The sequence below is a fragment of the Cedecea neteri genome (genome assembly GCF_000757825.1).
Classification (GTDB): Bacteria; Pseudomonadota; Gammaproteobacteria; order Enterobacterales; family Enterobacteriaceae; genus Cedecea; species Cedecea selenatireducens.
Genome location: NZ_CP009451.1, coordinates 1304152 through 1320487, shown reverse-complemented (window position 1 = coordinate 1320487; position 16336 = coordinate 1304152). Strand labels below are relative to the sequence as shown.

Sequence of the window (16336 nt, the reverse complement as noted above, 5' to 3'; positions counted from 1 at the left end):
GGGGAGTACATGGATTTTTTTAGCACGCAGAATATTCTCGTCCACATTCCCATTGGGGCGGGCGGGTACGACTTATCATGGATTGAGGCGGTGGGGACGCTGGCGGGTTTGCTTTGCATCTGGCTTGCCAGCCTGGAGAAAATTGGGAACTACGCTTTCGGGCTAATCAACGTCACGCTGTTTGCCATCATTTTCTTTCAAATTCAGCTCTACGCCAGCCTGCTGCTGCAGCTGTTCTTTTTCGTGGCGAATATTTACGGCTGGTATGCGTGGTCACGGCAAAGCAGCAATAATCAGTCGTTACTGCAAATCCGCTGGCTTCCCTTGCCTAAGGCTATTGCCTGGCTGGTAATTATCATTGCGTCGATTGGATTGATGACGATATTCATCGACCCGGTCTTTGCTTTCCTCACCCGGATTGCCGTGACGGTGATGCAGAGCCTGGGAATGAACGTTACCCTGCCAGAACTCCAGCCGGATGCTTACCCCTTCTGGGATTCATGCATGATGGTGCTGTCGATTGTGGCCATGATCCTGATGACGCGTAAGTATGTGGAAAACTGGCTGCTGTGGACAATCATCAATGTGATAAGCGTTGTTATCTTTGCGCTGCAGGGTGTTTATGCGATGTCGCTGGAATATCTCATCCTGACCTTTATTGCGCTAAACGGTAGCCGGATGTGGATTAAAAGCGCGCGGCAGTCGGGCTCGCGCGCCTTCTCCTGATCAATGATGATGATGAGCATGGCCGGCAGAATGGTCATGCTCGTTCAGGTCACAGTCTGGCCCATGGCAAACCTGATACTCCATCTGTACCGTGGCATGTTCTATCTGGTACTCGTGCTCCAGAAAGTGATGTATACGCTCCAGAAGGGCATCGTGATCGTGGGGCGGTACGACCTGGACATGCAGCGTCATCAACGGTTTCTCTCCAACCAGCCAGATATGGACGTGATGCACGTTACGCACTTCCGGTATCGAGCGTGACAGATTACGTTTCAGAGCGGCAATATCAATGGCGCTCGGTGCACCTTCCAGCAGTTCATTAACGCTCTCTTTCAGCAGGCTCCAGGCGCTGCGCAATACCAGGCAGGAAACCAGCACCGAGAGGATCGGATCGATAGGTGTCCAGCCAGTCCAGAGAATCACCACCGCCGCTACAATGGCCCCCACTGAACCCAATAAATCGCCAAGAACATGGAGTGCCGCCGCGCGGACGTTAAGATTTTTCTCGCCGCTGCCACCGTGCAGGATCCAGAAAGAGACCAGGTTCGCCAGCAGTCCGGCGATGGCGATAGTCAACATCGCCCAGCCCGCAATTGGTTGGGGGTTTGAGAAGCGCTGAATCGCTTCCCAGACGATCAGGATGGTGATAACCACCAGTGCAATAGCGTTCACAAATGCGGCGAGCGTGGTGAGGCGCAGCAGGCCAAAAGTGTGCCGGGCGTCAGGCGGGCGACGGGAAAAATGCACGGCCAGCAGGGCAAACAGCAGGGCGGCTGCATCGGTTAGCATGTGTCCGGCGTCGGCCAGCAGGGCAAGCGAGCCGGAAAGCAGGCCACCGATAACTTCGGCAACCATGAAAATCGCCGTGATAAGAAAGGCAAACAACAGGCGTTTTGCGTTACTGTCGGAGGGGGTGTGTTGGTGTGAATGCGCCATAATCTCTCACAAATATCAGTCACGGTGAGCTAATTATAACCGCTTCCTGGCTTCAACTAGTTGAAAGATGCTGATAAAAAAAGAGAGCCGTCCGGCTCTCTTACAACTCTCTTTCATCGGGATATTACTGCGAAGTGCCGTCGACTTTCTTGTTCACGTCTTGCCCGCTGCCGGTCTCAACTTTTTTGTTGGTATCAGGGCAGCGTCCATCTTTGCACATGCTGTTTTTATGCACTTCGCTTTTGCTCATTTTATGGTGAGAGCCGTTGATTTTGTCATTACTCACCCCGTTTGGAGCAACTTTCTGGTGCGCGTCAGGCGCGACCTGGCCTGCTTCGGCGCTGGCGTTTGCCTGCCCGTTGTTTGCGCTCGACGTTGAGTCGGCGGCATAAACGATTCCGCTGCCCAGGGTCAGCGTGGCGGTTAATAGCAGCGTGGTTAATTTTTTCATGTTGTGCTCCTGTTCTGGTCGTTATTGCTGGATAACTTCGTCCAACAGTGCAGTGCAAAATGCTGAAAAATCCTGCAGGTCAGCAGTCTGCACCGGGCTTTAATTTTCAAAATAGTATTCAATATTGAAAATTTAATATTTTTCAGCGTTAACAGTTGGAAAGTGTAGTTAGCAGGAGAGTGTTCGCCATGTTTCCGCTGTTTTTTTCGAGTTTTCAGGATTAATCTGTGAGAAGTGTAAAAGCCCGTTTACACTTGTGGTTATGCGAGTTAGATTGAAAGGATTGCAACGAAGAAAAATATCAGGATGACTCCGGAACTATCATGAATTATCAGAACGACGACTTAAGAATCAAAGAGATTAACGAGCTTCTCCCCCCTGTAGCGCTGCTGGAAAAATTCCCCGCCACTGAAAAAGCTGCCCACACCGTCTCTCAGGCCCGCAAAGCGATTCACAAAATCCTTAAAGGCAGCGACGATCGCCTGCTGGTGGTGATTGGCCCTTGCTCCATTCACGACACGAAGGCTGCCAAAGAGTACGGCGCACGCCTGCTGGCGCTGCGTGAAGAGCTTCAGGGCGAGCTGGAAGTGGTTATGCGTGTTTACTTTGAAAAGCCGCGTACAACCGTAGGCTGGAAAGGCCTGATTAACGATCCGCATATGGACAGCAGCTACCAGATTAACGATGGTCTGCGCATCGCGCGCAAGCTGCTGCTGGATATCAACGATTCTGGCCTGCCGGCTGCAGGGGAATTCCTTGATATGATAACCCCGCAGTACCTTGCGGATCTGATGAGCTGGGGAGCAATCGGCGCGCGTACCACCGAGTCGCAGGTTCACCGTGAGCTGGCCTCAGGCCTGTCTTGCCCGGTTGGCTTTAAAAACGGCACCGACGGTACGATCAAAGTGGCAATTGATGCCATCAATGCCGCAGGCGCACCGCACTGCTTCCTGTCCGTGACGAAGTGGGGTCACTCCGCCATCGTCAACACCAGCGGTAACGGCGATTGCCACATTATTCTGCGCGGGGGCAAAGAGCCTAACTACAGCGCGAAACATGTGGAAGAGGTGAAAGCTGGCCTGGTTAAGGCAGGTCTTGAGCCCCAGGTGATGATTGATTTCAGTCACGCTAACAGCAGCAAACAGTTTAAAAAGCAGATGGACGTTTCTGACGACGTTTGCGGCCAGATTGCCGGGGGCGAGAAGGCCATCATCGGCGTGATGATTGAAAGCCATCTGGTAGAAGGTAACCAAAACCTGGAGAGCGGTGAACCGCTGGTCTATGGCAAAAGCGTGACCGATGCCTGCATTGGCTGGGAAGATACCGAAGTGGCGCTGCGCAAGCTTGCCGATGCGGTAAAGGCTCGTCGCGGCTAATGGCCTGATTTGAGCAATAAAAAAGGCGTGGTGCATACCACGCCTTTTTTTATGGGCGGCGAATTACTTCGCTTTACCCTGGTTTGCTACCGCTGCGGCCTTGGCTGCGATTTCGTCAGCGTTGCCCAGGTAGTAACGTTTCAGCGGTTTGAAGTTCTCATCAAACTCATAAACCAGCGGCACGCCGGTCGGGATATTCAGCTCGAGGATCTCATCTTCGCTCAGGTTATCCAGATATTTTACCAGCGCACGCAGGGAGTTGCCGTGAGCCGCAACGATAACGCGCTCACCGGATTTCATGCGTGGCAGAATGGATTCATTCCAGAACGGCGTTACGCGGTCGATGGTCAGCGCCAGGCTTTCGGTGGTAGGCAGCTCGCTGTCGGTCAGTTTTGCGTAACGTGGATCGTGGCCTGGGAAGCGCTCGTCGTCTTTAGACAGCTCAGGTGGGGTGATGGCAAAACCACGACGCCACTGTTTAACCTGCTCGTCACCGTATTTTTCAGCGGTTTCAGCTTTGTTCAGACCCTGCAGGGCACCGTAGTGGCGCTCGTTCAGTTTCCAGGATTTCTCGACCGGCAGCCAGGCCTGGTCAAGTTCATCGAGGATGTTCCACAGGGTGTGGATGGCACGTTTCAGCACAGACGTGTAAGCGAAGTCGAAGGTGAAGCCTTCGTCCTTCAGCAGCTTACCGGCAGCTTTAGCTTCGGTACGCCCTTTATCAGACAGATCAACATCATACCAACCGGTGAAGCGGTTTTCGTTGTTCCACTGGCTTTCGCCGTGACGAACCAGAACCAGCTTTGTAACAGCCATGATTTACTCCTTAATGAGCCTGGGATTAATGATAACAATTATCATTATATTGCCGCGCCATAAGCCACGGCAATGATAAACGTTTAACATAGCGAAAAAGCGCGTGGAGTGTAAGGTGGTTGTAAAAGGTTGTTATATTTTTGGCGTGATTTGGCGGTAAAGTCAGCGATTTGGCGAGAAATTGCCCTTAATGAAAAGGGCAATGAACGTTAGCGAGGCAGGAACTGATATTCCGTGATGCTGAGGTAAGCTTCCGTTGGTTTTAGCCAGCAGCTCGGCTGCGGCCATTCCGGGTGGTTTGGGCTGTCCGGTAAGAACCCGCTTTCCAGCGCCACACCATTCCAGTCGCTGTAGCTTTCCCGATCGCGCGCTGGCGTGCCTGCCAGATAGTTGCCTGTATAGCACTGTAGCGCCGGTGCCGTCGTATAGACCACCATTTCCAGCTCGCCGTCCGCTGACCAGACCCGGGCCACCGGCTGGCTGAGATCGCCTTTTGCCTGCAGCAGGAAAGCGTGGTCATAGCCTTTGGTGGCCTGCTGATCGGCATCGTTCAGAAAATCCTGTCCGATGGGTTTTGGCTCACGGAAGTCAAAGCTGCTGCCGCCAACTTTTTTCAGGTCACCTGCGGGTAAGCCGTTCGCTTCAACCGGCAGGTAGCTGTCGGCCAGCAGCTGAAGCTTATGCTGACGAACGTCGTTCTGAACGCTGTCCAGATTGAAGTAGGCGTGGTTGGTGAGGTTGACCGGGCAGGGCTTATCGACGGTGGCACGAAGCTCGATGCTAATGCGGTTATCTTCCGTCAGGGCGTAACGGGCCGTCGCGTGCAGTTTGCCGGGGAAACCCTGGTCGCCATCGCATGAGTCCAGTTCGTAAATCACTTCCTGCTCATTTTGAACGGCAATACGCCAGCGGCGCTTGTCAAAGCCTTCCGGCCCGCCGTGAAGCTGGTTTTCGCCCTGGTTAACGTCAAGCTGGAGCGTCTCGCCGCCAACGGTGAGCTTCCCTCCCGCAATACGGTTAGCGTAGCGTCCGACGGTCGCGCCCATAAAGGCGCTTTGCTGCAGATAGTGCTCCGGCGAAGCGCAGCCCAGCAGCGTCTCCCGGATGCTGCCGTCTTTTAGCGGCACGCGGCAGGAGAGCAAGGTCGCGCCCCAGTCCATCAGCGTAACCACCATCCCTGCGCCGTTACGCAGAGTGATAAGACGAAACGGCTGGCCGTCCGGCGCCAGATTCGGGGTCTCTTTTAGCATTGACCCGCTCCTTCGGAGGCTTTGCAAACGTAGAACGTTTCTTTAATGCCCGTTTTGTTTTCGTACTGCTCTTCTACCGCCTGCTTAACGGCCGGAACCAGGTCCTCTGGCACCAGCGCGACGATGCAGCCCCCAAAGCCGCCGCCGGTCATGCGTACGCCGCCTTTCTCGCCAATCGTGGCTTTGATGATGTCCACGAGGGTGTCGATTTGTGGCACGGTAATTTCGAAGTCATCGCGCATGGAGACGTGTGACTCGGCCATTAGCTGGCCCATTCGGACAAGGTCGCTTTTGGCCAGCGCGTCAGCGGCTTCCACAGTACGGATATTTTCGGTCAGCACGTGACGAACGCGTTTAGCAACGATTGGATCCAGCTCATGCGCCACTTCGTTGAATTTTGCCAGGTCGACGTCACGCAGCGCTTTTTGGCTAAAGAAGCGAGCGCCGGTTTCGCACTGTTCGCGGCGGGTATTGTATTCGCTGCCAACCAGCGTGCGCTTAAAGTTGCTGTTGACGATCACCACCGCGGCGCCTTTTGGCATCGAAACGGCTTTTGTGCCGAGAGAGCGGCAGTCGATCAGCAGCGCGTGATCTTTTTTACCAAGGGCGGAAATCAGCTGGTCCATGATGCCGCAGTTGCAACCGACAAACTGGTTCTCCGCTTCCTGGCCATTGAGCGCCAGCTGCGCGCCATCAAGCGGCAGGTGGTAAAGATGTTGGATAACTTTGCCCACGGCTACTTCCAGCGACGCGGAAGAGCTTAGCCCGGCACCTTGCGGCACGTCACCGCTTATCACCATATCCACGCCGGAAAAGTTGTTATCGCGCTTCTGCAGATGTTTCACCACGCCGCGGACATAATTCGCCCACTGCTGGGTTTCGTGCTTCACGATAGGGGCATCCAGAGAGAAGCTGTCCTGCTGGTTGTCATAATCGGCAGCAATCACCCGCACGGTGCGGTCATCACGTTTCGCACAGCTGATAACCGTCTGATAATCGATGGCACAGGGCAGGACAAAACCGTCGTTGTAATCGGTATGCTCGCCAATCAGGTTAACGCGGCCCGGAGCCTGAATGGTGTGGGTTGCCTGGTAGCCAAATTGTGCAGCAAACAGACGTTGGGTGTTCTCTTTCAGACTCATAATAACGCTCCTGACTGGCGGAAATGGATATCACTGACGGCACGCAAGCGTTCTGCGGCTTGCTCTGCGGTTAAATCGCGCTGCGTTTCGGCCAGCATTTCGTAGCCGACCATAAATTTACGCACCGTGGCGCTGCGCAGCAGCGGCGGATAGAAATGGGCATGAAGCTGCCAGTGCTGGTTGTCTTCACCGTTAAACGGCGCACCGTGCCAGCCCATGGAATACGGGAAAGAGCACTGGAACAGGTTGTCATAGCGGCTGGTGAGCTTTTTCAGCGCCAGCGCCAGGTCAGCGCTTTGTTCCGCGCTTAAGTCGGTGATACGTAATACCTGCGTTTTGGGCAGCAGCAGGGTTTCGAATGGCCAGGCTGCCCAGTAAGGGACAACGGCCAGCCAGTGTTCGGTTTCAACCACGGTGCGGCTGCCGTCTGCCTGTTCGCGCTGAACGTAATCCAGCAGCATAGGCGTGCCCCGGTGGGCGAAATATTCACGTTGTAGAGCGTCTTCACGGGCAACTTCGTTAGGCAAAAAACTGTTCGCCCAAACCTGTCCGTGAGGATGTGGGTTTGAGCAGCCCATTGCTGCGCCTTTATTCTCGAAGACCTGAACCCACGGATATGTCTGCCCCAGCTCTGCGGTTTGCTGCTGCCAGGTATTTACCACTTCTTCCAGAGCAGGAAGCGAGAGCTCCGGCAGCGTTTTGCTGTGGTCGGGAGAGAAGCAGATAACCCGGCTGGTACCCCGCGCGCTTTCGCAACGCATCAGTGGGTCATGGCTGGCTGGCGCATCGGGCGTGTCCGTCATCAGCGCGGCGAAATCGTTGGTAAAAACGAAAGTGCCGGCGTAATCAGGGTTTTTATCCCCGGTGACGCGCGTGTTGCCAGGGCAAAGGAAACAGTCCGGATCGTGCTCCGGGAGTTTGTCTTGCGCTGGCGTTTCCTGTGCGCCCTGCCAGGGACGCTTCGCCCGATGTGGCGAAACCAGAATCCATTGACCCGTCAGGGGGTTATAGCGGCGATGCGGGTGATCGACCGGGTTAAACTGCTCCATCACATATCCTTAGTCTTCATAACCTTGGGGGTGGCGTGACTGCCAGCGCCAGGTATCATCTGCCATCTCTTGCAGCGAACGGCTGACACGCCAGTTGAGTTCTTTATCGGCTTTGGTGGCGTCTGCCCAGTAGGCAGGCAGGTCGCCATCGCGGCGCGGGGCAAAGTGGTAGTTCACCGGCTTGCCGCAGGCTTTGCTGAACGCGTTCACAACGTCAAGTACGCTGCTGCCGACGCCCGCGCCGAGGTTGTAAATATGGACGCCAGGCTTACCGTTCAGCGCCTGCATAGCGGCGACGTGGCCGTCGGCGAGATCCATCACGTGGATGTAGTCACGCACGCCAGTACCGTCTTCGGTTGGGTAGTCGTTGCCAAAAATAGCCAGCGAGTCGCGGCGGCCGACGGCAACCTGCGCAATGTAAGGCATCAGGTTGTTAGGAATGCCTTGCGGATCTTCGCCCATGTCGCCTGACGGATGTGCGCCAACCGGGTTGAAATAGCGCAGTAAGGCCACGCTCCAGTTCGGCTGTGCTTTCTGCAGGTCGGTAAGAATTTGCTCAACCATCAGCTTGCTTTGGCCGTAAGGGCTGGCAGGCTTACCGGTAGGGAAGCTTTCCACATAAGGGATTTTGGGCTGATCGCCGTAGACGGTGGCGGAGGAGCTGAAGATAAAGTTAGTTACGTTAGCTGCGCGCATAGCGGTGATAAGGCGCAGCGTGCCGGTAACGTTGTTATCGTAGTATTCCAGCGGCTTGTTCACCGATTCACCGACGGCTTTCAGGCCGGCAAAATGGATGACGGCATCAATGCGATGATCGTGGAAAATTTCTGCCAGCAGCGCTTCGTCGCGAATATCGCCATCGATGAAAAGCGGGTGCTTACCGCCGAGGCGTTCAATCTCCGGCAGTACGCTGCGCTTGCTGTTGCACAAGTTGTCGAGGATCACTACGTCGTGCCCGTTTTGCAGTAACTGCACGCAGGTATGACTTCCAATGTAACCGCTACCACCTGTAACCAGAACTCTCATTTTTCGCTCCATATAGCCTATGGGTTAAGATAACCATAGCATAACAGAGAGCCGAAAAATGTGATATGTGCTAGATTAGTGGTATCGTTTACACTGTGTTGTTTACCGTGAATCAAAAGGGCGTAACGCATTGTAAAACAAATGCGTAAAGATGAAAGCGTGCGTCTATTCCGAAAGTCTGCATGTGGCAGAATATAAAAAGGCGCCGTAGCGCCTTGCAGGATTATGCGGGAAGAATATTTTCTATCTGATAGCCGTATTTATCCTCATCCGGCACGAAGGTCAGCCGGTGGGTAATGCATTGTGGGGCATCTTCGGCGTGGTGAGAAACAAACAGCAGCTGTGTTTCTCCTTCGCCAATCAAAATGTCGACAAAGCGGCGGATCAGCTGCCGGTTCAGCGGATCCAGGCCTTGCAGAGGCTCGTCCAGAATAAGCAGCGTCGGGTGTTTAACCAGCGCGCGGGCAATTAACGCCAGGCGCTGCTGGCCCCACGAGAGGCTGTGGAAAGGAGCGTCGGCGGTGGCGTTATCCATCCCCAGCATGTTCAGCCATTCTCGGGTCAGCTTTTGCTGGCGATCTGAAACAGCCTGATAAATCCCAATCGAGTCGAAATAGCCCGAAAGAATAACGTTGCGAACGGTGGTGCTAACCCGGTAGTCCAGGTGCAGGCTGCTGCTGACATAGCCGATGTGTTTCTTGATATCCCAAATCGTTTCACCGCTGCCGCGACGGCGGCCAAACAGCGTCAAATCGTTGCTATAACCCTGTGGGTGATCGCCGGTGATCAGGCTGAGCAATGTCGACTTTCCGGCGCCGTTAGGCCCTACAATCTGCCAGTGTTCGCCTGGGTTAACCGTCCAGCTAAGCTTGTGCAGGATGGGGCGATCGTTGTATTCCACCACGCCGTCTTTGAGCACAATTCGCGGTTGCTGCCCGGGCAGGGTGTAGCGGGCCGAGGGATCGTCTGCCTCGGGAAGCGCCACGCCAGCCAGCTTTTCGCTATGGGCTAATTGCGCGATGAGCGCCTGTTCCAGCAGGGCCTGCTTTTCACCGCTTTCCGTCAGCGTGCAGTCTGCCAGCACGCCGGCAAATTGCACAAAATCCGGGATCTCATCAAACCGGTTGAGCACCAGCACCAGGGTATAGCCCTGAGCGCTCAGCTGTGCCAGAAGGTCAGCCAATTGTTGGCGAGACTTCACGTCCAGCCCGTCAAACGGCTCATCAAGGATCAGCAGTTCCGGTTCCGACATCAGCGCCTGGCAAAGCAGGGTTTTGCGCGTTTCACCCGTCGACAGATATTTGAAGCGGCGAGTGAGTAAATGTTCAATGCCAAACAGCGTAGCAAGTTCGCGGCTGCGGGCTTCGTCCACGACCTCATCCTGGATGATTTCTGAGGTGGTGCGGCCGGTGTCATCTTCGTCGACGCCCAGCATATCGGTGTTATTGCGCTGCCATTCGTCGCTGACCAGCTTTTGCAGCTGTTCAAAAGAGAGGTGGGCGATACGGGTGAAGTCGCAGCGGCGTTCGCCTTTCATTACCGGCAGGCTGCCGGCCAGAGCGCGAGCAAGGGCAGATTTTCCGCTGCCGTTCGCGCCAACAAACGCCCAGCTCTCGCCGGCGCGCAGAGTAAGATTGTTCAGGGTAAGGGTTTTTGTGTCGCTAAGGTGAAACGTACCTTGCGAAATTTGCAACGCAGACATGTTTTATCCCATTTTTTGCAGCGATAAGGCTACAGGAATACGACCTGTCCGCGTCGATGTCAATGAGAACGCTGCTTTTAGCAGAGTGTGGCGACGATCACCCGATCTGCATTGAAATATGCTGTGACCTCAGCACCTTCCGCCAGCGCCTGCTGCTCGACGTGGAGATTCGGCAGGGTCGCACAAAGCGTCTGGCCGTCGGCAAGCTGAACCAGGACTTCGGTTTGCTCTTTACCCTGCTCAATGCTGCTGATTTTGCCCGGCAGCTGGTTATCTGCATTTCCTGCCGCACTGGCATCCGCGGCGATGTCTATCCACGGCGCTTTAATCAGCACCAGAACTTCTTTGCCTTCGTCCAGCCCAAGTCGCTCCGCACTTTGGCGCGTAATGGCCGCTTTCAGGCGCGTTTCACCGTCCGCCAGCAGAATATCAACGTGCTGCTGAACCTGCTCGTCATCGCGTTTGAGCACGGTACCGAACAGCTGGTTGCGGGCGCTGGTTTGCAGTGAAAAGCGGGAAATGGCGGCAAGCAGGCTGTCCAGCGGCAGGGCATCATCCTGCAAAACGTCAAACGCTTTTTGCTGAATTTGCGCCAGCAGGTCGTAGAGCTGAATAAGACGCTCGCCGTAGCGGGTGAGTACCGCGCCGCCGCCGCCTTTGCCACCCGTAGCACGGTCGACCAGGCTTGATTCTGCCAGCTGGTTCATTTCGTTAATGGCATCCCAGGCGCTTTTGTAGCTGATTCCCGCCAGTTTCGCCCCCTGGCTAATAGAGCCTGTATGACGAATTTGCTTGAGCAGCGCGATGCGTCGCGGGTCGGCGAACAGCCGCTGCTGGAGTTTCAGCGTTAACAAAATTTCAGCTTGCATGGTCTCTCCGTGCCAGAAAAACCCTTATTTTCCTCTATTGTGCCGATCCGGGCAAATGGCACAAAAGGAGAGTGCGTTTTTCTCAACTGCCGCTAGAATAATCATTCTCGCTTTTGCCGGAGGCAACTATGTTCGAGTTATTGAAAAGCCTGGTGTTTGCCGTGGTCATGGTGCCGGTTGTGATGGCAGTGATCCTGGGTCTCATCTATGGATTGGGTGAAGTGTTTAACGTCTTTTCAAAAGTCGGTCATCGCGACCAACAGCCGAAACAGCATCACTGATTCCCTGAAAGCCCGGCATTCGCCGGGTTTTCTCTTTCTGCCGCCTTAGCCCCGCACACGCCGTCTTTCTGTTGATCTCCGTCAAGAACCTTAAAGCCCTTCTCCTTTCTGCCGATAAATTCTGTATCTTCCGCATTGCAATCGTTATATTTCAGCTTACATAACGAAACAAACGGAGTGAAAACATGAATCAACGTTGGGTTCGCCTCGCCCTGGGCGCGGCTTTATCGGTTTCTCTGGCAGGCCAGGCGCTGGCTGAAGGAAACAAAATTACCGTCTTCGCGGCGGCATCGTTAACCAATGCGATGCAGGATATTGCGGCGCAATATCAGACAGAGAAGAAGGTTGAGATTGCCTCTTCTTTTGCTTCGTCTTCTACTCTGGCTCGCCAGATTGAAGCCGGGGCGCCTGCCGATCTGTTTATTTCTGCCGATCAGAAATGGATGGATTATGCTGTTGAGAAAGACACCATCAAAACGGATACCCGTGAAACGCTGCTGGGCAACAGCCTGGTGGTGGTAGCCCCGACTGCCAGCAAGCAGGGCGACATTGCCATTGATGCGAAAACTGACTGGGCCTCGCTGCTAAAAGGCGGGCGTCTGGCGGTGGGCGATCCTGACCACGTGCCAGCGGGGATTTACGCCAAAGAAGCGCTGCAAAAACTGGGCGCGTGGGACACTTTATCCAGTAAACTTGCTCCGGCAGAAGACGTTCGCGGTGCGCTGGCTCTGGTTCAGCGTGACGAAGCCCCGCTGGGTATTGTTTACGGTTCTGATGCCGTGGCCGGAAAAGGCGTGAAAGTTGTGGGCACCTTCCCTGAAGATTCCCACAAAAAGGTGGAATACCCGATTGCGATCGTTAAAGGCCACGATAACCCGTCAGTGACCGCGTTCTATAGCTATCTGAAAGGACCGGAAGCGGCGAAAGTCTTCCAAAAATACGGATTTACGACGAAACAATGATATTGAGCGATCCCGAATGGCAGGCGGTACTGCTGAGCCTAAAAGTCTCATCCATTGCGGTACTGTTTAGCCTTCCTGTCGGGATCTTCTTTGCCTGGGTACTGGTGCGTTGCCGTTTCCCGGGCAAAGCCTTGCTCGACAGCCTGATTCATCTTCCCTTAGTCCTGCCGCCGGTGGTGGTGGGCTATCTGTTATTAGTGGCCTTTGGCCGCCGCGGGTTTATCGGCGCCTGGCTGTATGACTGGTTTGGCATTACCTTTGCCTTTAGCTGGCGTGGCGCGGTGCTGGCGGCGGCGGTCATGTCGTTCCCGCTGATGGTTCGTGCGATTCGCCTGGCGCTCGAAGGCGTTGATATCCGCCTTGAACAGGCGGCAAGAACGCTGGGCGCAGGGCGCTGGCGTGTCTTCTGCACCATCACTTTACCGTTAACGCTACCGGGTATTATTGCCGGTACCGTGCTGGCATTTGCCCGTTCACTCGGCGAGTTCGGCGCGACGATCACCTTCGTTTCCAATATTCCCGGTGAAACACGGACGCTGCCTTCGGCGATGTATACCCTGATTCAGACGCCCGGCGGGGAAAGCGCCGCCGCGCGTTTGTGCCTGATTGCCATTGCGCTGGCGATGGCTTCGCTGCTGGTGGCTGAATGGCTGGCGCGAGTAAGCCGTAAACGCATGGGAGCAAGCTGATGCTGGAGCTTAACTTTATTCAAACGCTTGGCACGCATCGGCTGGAAATTAATGAAACCCTACCGGGCCAGGGCATCACCGCCGTTTTCGGCGTGTCGGGCGCGGGAAAAACGTCATTAATCAATGCGATTAGCGGCCTGACCCGGCCGGAGCAGGGGCGAATAGTCCTCAACAATCGTGTGCTAACCGACGCGGACAAAAAACTGTATCTGCCGCCGGAAAAACGCCGCGTTGGCTACGTATTCCAGGATGCGCGACTGTTTCCGCACTACCGTGTTCGCGGCAATCTAAAATATGGCATGGCAAAAAGCATGGCTGGCCAGTTCGACAAGCTGGTGGCACTGCTCGGCATCGAAGATTTGCTGGAACGTTTCCCGTGGAGCCTGTCCGGGGGCGAAAAGCAGCGAGTTGCCATTGGCCGCGCGCTGTTAACCGCACCTGAGCTATTGCTGCTGGATGAGCCGCTGGCCTCGCTGGACATCCCACGCAAACGCGAGCTGCTGCCTTATCTCCAGCGTCTGGCGCGTGAGATTAATATTCCGATGCTGTACGTGAGCCATTCGCTGGAGGAGATCTTGCATCTGGCGGACAAAGTACTGGTGCTGGATGCGGGAAACGTGAAGGCGTTCGGGAATCTTGAAGAGGTTTGGGGCAGCAGCGTGATGCATCCGTGGCTGCCTAAGGAACAGCAAAGCAGCGTGCTGAAAGTCACCGTGCTGGAACACCATCCCCACTACGCCATGACGGCGCTCGCCCTTGGCGATCAGCATCTTTGGGTGAATAAAATCGACAAGCCGGTGCAGGCCCCGCTGCGTATTCGCATTCAGGCTTCGGACGTCTCCCTGGTGCTTCAGCCGCCGGTGAACAGCAGTATTCGTAACGTGCTGCGGGCTAAGGTCGCCCAGTGCTTTGATGACGAAGGGCAGGTGGAGGTTCAGCTCGAGGTGGGTTCCCGCACGCTGTGGGCGCGCATCAGCCCCTGGGCACGGGATGAACTGGCGGTGAAGCCCGGTCAGTGGCTGTATGCGCAGGTGAAAAGCGTGTCGATTACGGCCTGATTACAGCACGTACTTGTACAGCGTTTCGGCGATGCCGGTTTCGAGATTGGTGCCGATGGTCATATCGGCACGCGATTTTATCGCCTCGTCCGCATTCCCCATCGCGACGCCCATTCCGGCGCTTTCCAGCATGCTCAGATCGTTATAGTTATCGCCAAACGCAATCACCTGATCCATCGACATTCCCTGAGACTTCACCCACTGTGCCAGGCGTGCGCCTTTGCTGTTGCCCCGCTGAGCGACGTCAACCTGATCGTGCCAGGACCATTCGCAGGACAGATCCAGCTCGCGTTCTACTTCAGAGGTAAACTGCTTGAGTTTGGGAATGTCTGAGTCAGTCAGGGCGAATTTCCAGATGGACTTCACCTCCTGCGCGGCTTCTTTCAGTGAAGGCACGCTGCGGAAAACCGGACGCTGACTTTCAGGTAATGATTGTGCCCAATTCTGGGTACGGGCGACGTGGGCTTTCACATGCTCCGAGCTTTCCAGATAAAGCATCGCATCGTCTACGTACATCAGGCCATGCACCCGGTGCGCGGTGAGCAAATCTACCATTTGAGCGGCCTGTTCCGGGCGAAGAGGATCGGACGCCAGAACCTTTTCTGCATGATAATCATACAAGTAAGTGCCATTACAGCAAATTGCAGGTGTATCCAGAGCCAGTGCCTGATAAAAAGGATGTATGGCGACATGATGGCGACCCGTTACGATAACCACTTTCACGCCGGCTTCGCGGGCGTGCTGAAGGGCCGTAATAGATTCCGGAAGAATGGTTTTTTGCGGTGTCAGCAGGGTGCCATCGAGATCGAGAGCAATTACGCGATAACTCATTTAGGGTTCCAGTCATTATTCATAAGGTTCGTTCCGATGGTACACCGCTCACGCCGTAGCGCAAAATAGCCCGCGACCGTGAGCCAGCCTTATGATGCTTACTTACGACGTCAGGAGGAAAGTTAAGTCATGAAACAGACAGTCTATACCGCCAGCCCGGAAAGCCAGCAAATCCACGTCTGGACGCTGCACGCCAGTGGTGAAATGACCCTTGTACAGGTCGTCGACGCTCCTGGGCAGGTTCAGCCGATGGTCATCAGCCCGGATAAACGCTTTCTGTACGTTGGCGTGCGCCCTGAGTTTCGCGTCATCGCCTATCGTATTACGCCGGATGATGGTTCCCTGACGGAGGCTGGCGTGGCCCCGCTGCCGGGCAGCCCAACCCACATTTCTACCGACCGTAAAGGCCGCTTCCTGTTCAGCGCTTCATACAACGCCGCAAACGTGGCGGTGATAAGCCTGGAAAATGATGGCCTGCCGGGGGAAACCGTTGATGTGGTCGACGGGCTGGATGGCTGCCACTCGGCAAATATCTCCCCGGATAACCGCACGCTCTGGACGCCGGCCCTGAAGCAGGATCGTATTTGCCTGTTCACGCTGTCCGACGACGGCAAGCTGGTGGCACAAACGCCTGCTGACGTGACCACCGTAGAAGGTGCTGGTCCTCGCCATATGGCGTTTCACCCGAACCAGCAATATGCTTACTGCGTCAACGAACTGAATAGCACCGTTGACGTCTGGGAACTGCGCGACCCGCACGGCAAAATCGAATGCGTGCAGACGCTGGACTTTATGCCGCCGGGCTTCTCCGGCACCCGCTGGGCCGCGGATATCCATATCACGCCGGATGGTCGCCACCTGTATGCCTGTGACCGCACCGCCAGCATTATCACCGCGTTCAGCGTTTCCGAAGACGGTAGCGTGCTGAACATCGAAGGCTACCAGCCAACGGAAGAGCAGCCTCGCGGCTTTAACGTCGATCACAGCGGTAAATATCTGGTTGCCGTGGGGCAGAAATCCCATCATGCCGCCGTCTATAAAATTAACGGCGAGCAGGGGCTGCTGGAAGAGAAAGGCCGCTATGCGGTGGGACAGGGCCCAATGTGGGTAGCGATTCTCGCGCACTGATTTTCAGGCATAAAAAAACCTCGCTTCGGCGAGGTTTTTTATTT

The 16336-nt window shown here is 55.3% G+C and carries 17 protein-coding genes; 7 read left to right on the top strand and 10 right to left on the bottom strand.

Annotation, left to right across the window (positions count from 1 at the left end):
- Positions 1-9 precede the first annotated feature (9 nt).
- Complete coding sequence (pnuC, locus tag JT31_RS05945) at positions 10-726, top strand: nicotinamide riboside transporter PnuC (protein ID WP_038474547.1); 717 nt, start codon at positions 10-12, stop codon at positions 724-726.
- Here the strand turns inward: pnuC and zitB are convergent, their stop codons facing one another.
- The gene (gene zitB / locus JT31_RS05940; protein ID WP_038474544.1) at positions 727-1662 is read right to left on the bottom strand and encodes a CDF family zinc transporter ZitB; all 936 of its coding nucleotides are present in this window, start codon (positions 1660-1662) and stop codon (positions 727-729) included.
- 124 nt (positions 1663-1786) lie between these two features.
- On the bottom strand, positions 1787-2113 hold the full coding sequence (locus tag JT31_RS05935) for a YbgS-like family protein (RefSeq protein WP_038474541.1): 327 nt from the start codon (positions 2111-2113) through the stop codon (positions 1787-1789).
- 323 nt (positions 2114-2436) lie between these two features.
- On the opposite strand from JT31_RS05935, the gene aroG reads away from it, so the two are divergent.
- Positions 2437-3489, top strand: coding sequence for a 3-deoxy-7-phosphoheptulonate synthase AroG (aroG, locus tag JT31_RS05930; RefSeq protein ID WP_038474539.1), 1053 nt, complete (start codon positions 2437-2439; stop codon positions 3487-3489).
- A gap of 63 nt (positions 3490-3552) precedes the next feature.
- Here aroG and gpmA read toward each other — a convergent pair whose 3' ends face one another.
- From gpmA to modE, 7 genes are all read right to left on the bottom strand, one after another.
- Positions 3553-4305: a 2,3-diphosphoglycerate-dependent phosphoglycerate mutase gene (gpmA, locus tag JT31_RS05925; protein WP_008456186.1), complete on the bottom strand. Its 753-nt coding sequence runs from the start codon at positions 4303-4305 to the stop codon at positions 3553-3555.
- Positions 4306-4514: 209 nt separating this feature from the next.
- Positions 4515-5555, bottom strand: a complete 1041-nt coding sequence (gene galM, locus JT31_RS05920; RefSeq protein WP_038474535.1) for a galactose-1-epimerase — start codon at positions 5553-5555, stop codon at positions 4515-4517.
- Entirely contained in the window at positions 5549-6697 is a 1149-nt protein-coding gene (galK, locus tag JT31_RS05915) for a galactokinase (protein ID WP_038474533.1), read from the bottom strand. Before galK ends, galM begins: the two co-directional genes overlap by 7 nt.
- Positions 6694-7746, bottom strand: a complete 1053-nt coding sequence (galT, locus tag JT31_RS05910) for a galactose-1-phosphate uridylyltransferase (RefSeq protein ID WP_038474530.1) — start codon at positions 7744-7746, stop codon at positions 6694-6696. The genes galK and galT overlap by 4 nt, the downstream gene beginning before the upstream one ends.
- A 9-nt stretch (positions 7747-7755) precedes the next feature.
- Positions 7756-8772, bottom strand: a complete 1017-nt coding sequence (gene galE / locus JT31_RS05905; protein ID WP_038474527.1) for a UDP-glucose 4-epimerase GalE — start codon at positions 8770-8772, stop codon at positions 7756-7758.
- A gap of 223 nt (positions 8773-8995) precedes the next feature.
- Entirely contained in the window at positions 8996-10474 is a 1479-nt protein-coding gene (gene modF, locus JT31_RS05900) for a molybdate ABC transporter ATP-binding protein ModF (protein ID WP_038474524.1), read from the bottom strand.
- A gap of 77 nt (positions 10475-10551) precedes the next feature.
- Positions 10552-11343: a molybdenum-dependent transcriptional regulator gene (gene modE / locus JT31_RS05895; protein ID WP_038474521.1), complete on the bottom strand. Its 792-nt coding sequence runs from the start codon at positions 11341-11343 to the stop codon at positions 10552-10554.
- Positions 11344-11471: 128 nt separating this feature from the next.
- On the opposite strand from modE, the gene JT31_RS22995 reads away from it, so the two are divergent.
- From JT31_RS22995 to modC, 4 genes are all read left to right on the top strand, one after another.
- On the top strand, positions 11472-11624 hold the full coding sequence (locus tag JT31_RS22995; protein ID WP_008456213.1) for an AcrZ family multidrug efflux pump-associated protein: 153 nt from the start codon (positions 11472-11474) through the stop codon (positions 11622-11624).
- Between the two features lie 185 nt (positions 11625-11809).
- Entirely contained in the window at positions 11810-12586 is a 777-nt protein-coding gene (gene modA / locus JT31_RS05880) for a molybdate ABC transporter substrate-binding protein (protein WP_038474515.1), read from the top strand.
- Positions 12583-13275, top strand: a complete 693-nt coding sequence (gene modB, locus JT31_RS05875) for a molybdate ABC transporter permease subunit (RefSeq protein ID WP_038474512.1) — start codon at positions 12583-12585, stop codon at positions 13273-13275. Before modA ends, modB begins: the two co-directional genes overlap by 4 nt.
- Positions 13275-14333: a molybdenum ABC transporter ATP-binding protein ModC gene (gene modC / locus JT31_RS05870; protein ID WP_038474509.1), complete on the top strand. Its 1059-nt coding sequence runs from the start codon at positions 13275-13277 to the stop codon at positions 14331-14333. The genes modB and modC overlap by 1 nt, the downstream gene beginning before the upstream one ends.
- Here the strand turns inward: modC and JT31_RS05865 are convergent, their stop codons facing one another.
- Positions 14334-15164, bottom strand: a complete 831-nt coding sequence (locus JT31_RS05865) for a pyridoxal phosphatase (RefSeq protein WP_038474506.1) — start codon at positions 15162-15164, stop codon at positions 14334-14336.
- A gap of 129 nt (positions 15165-15293) precedes the next feature.
- Between JT31_RS05865 and pgl the strand changes: the two genes are divergently transcribed.
- Positions 15294-16292 (top strand): 6-phosphogluconolactonase, encoded by a 999-nt coding sequence (gene pgl, locus JT31_RS05860; RefSeq protein ID WP_038474503.1) that lies wholly within the window; start codon positions 15294-15296, stop codon positions 16290-16292.
- The last annotated feature ends 44 nt before the right edge of the window (positions 16293-16336 follow it).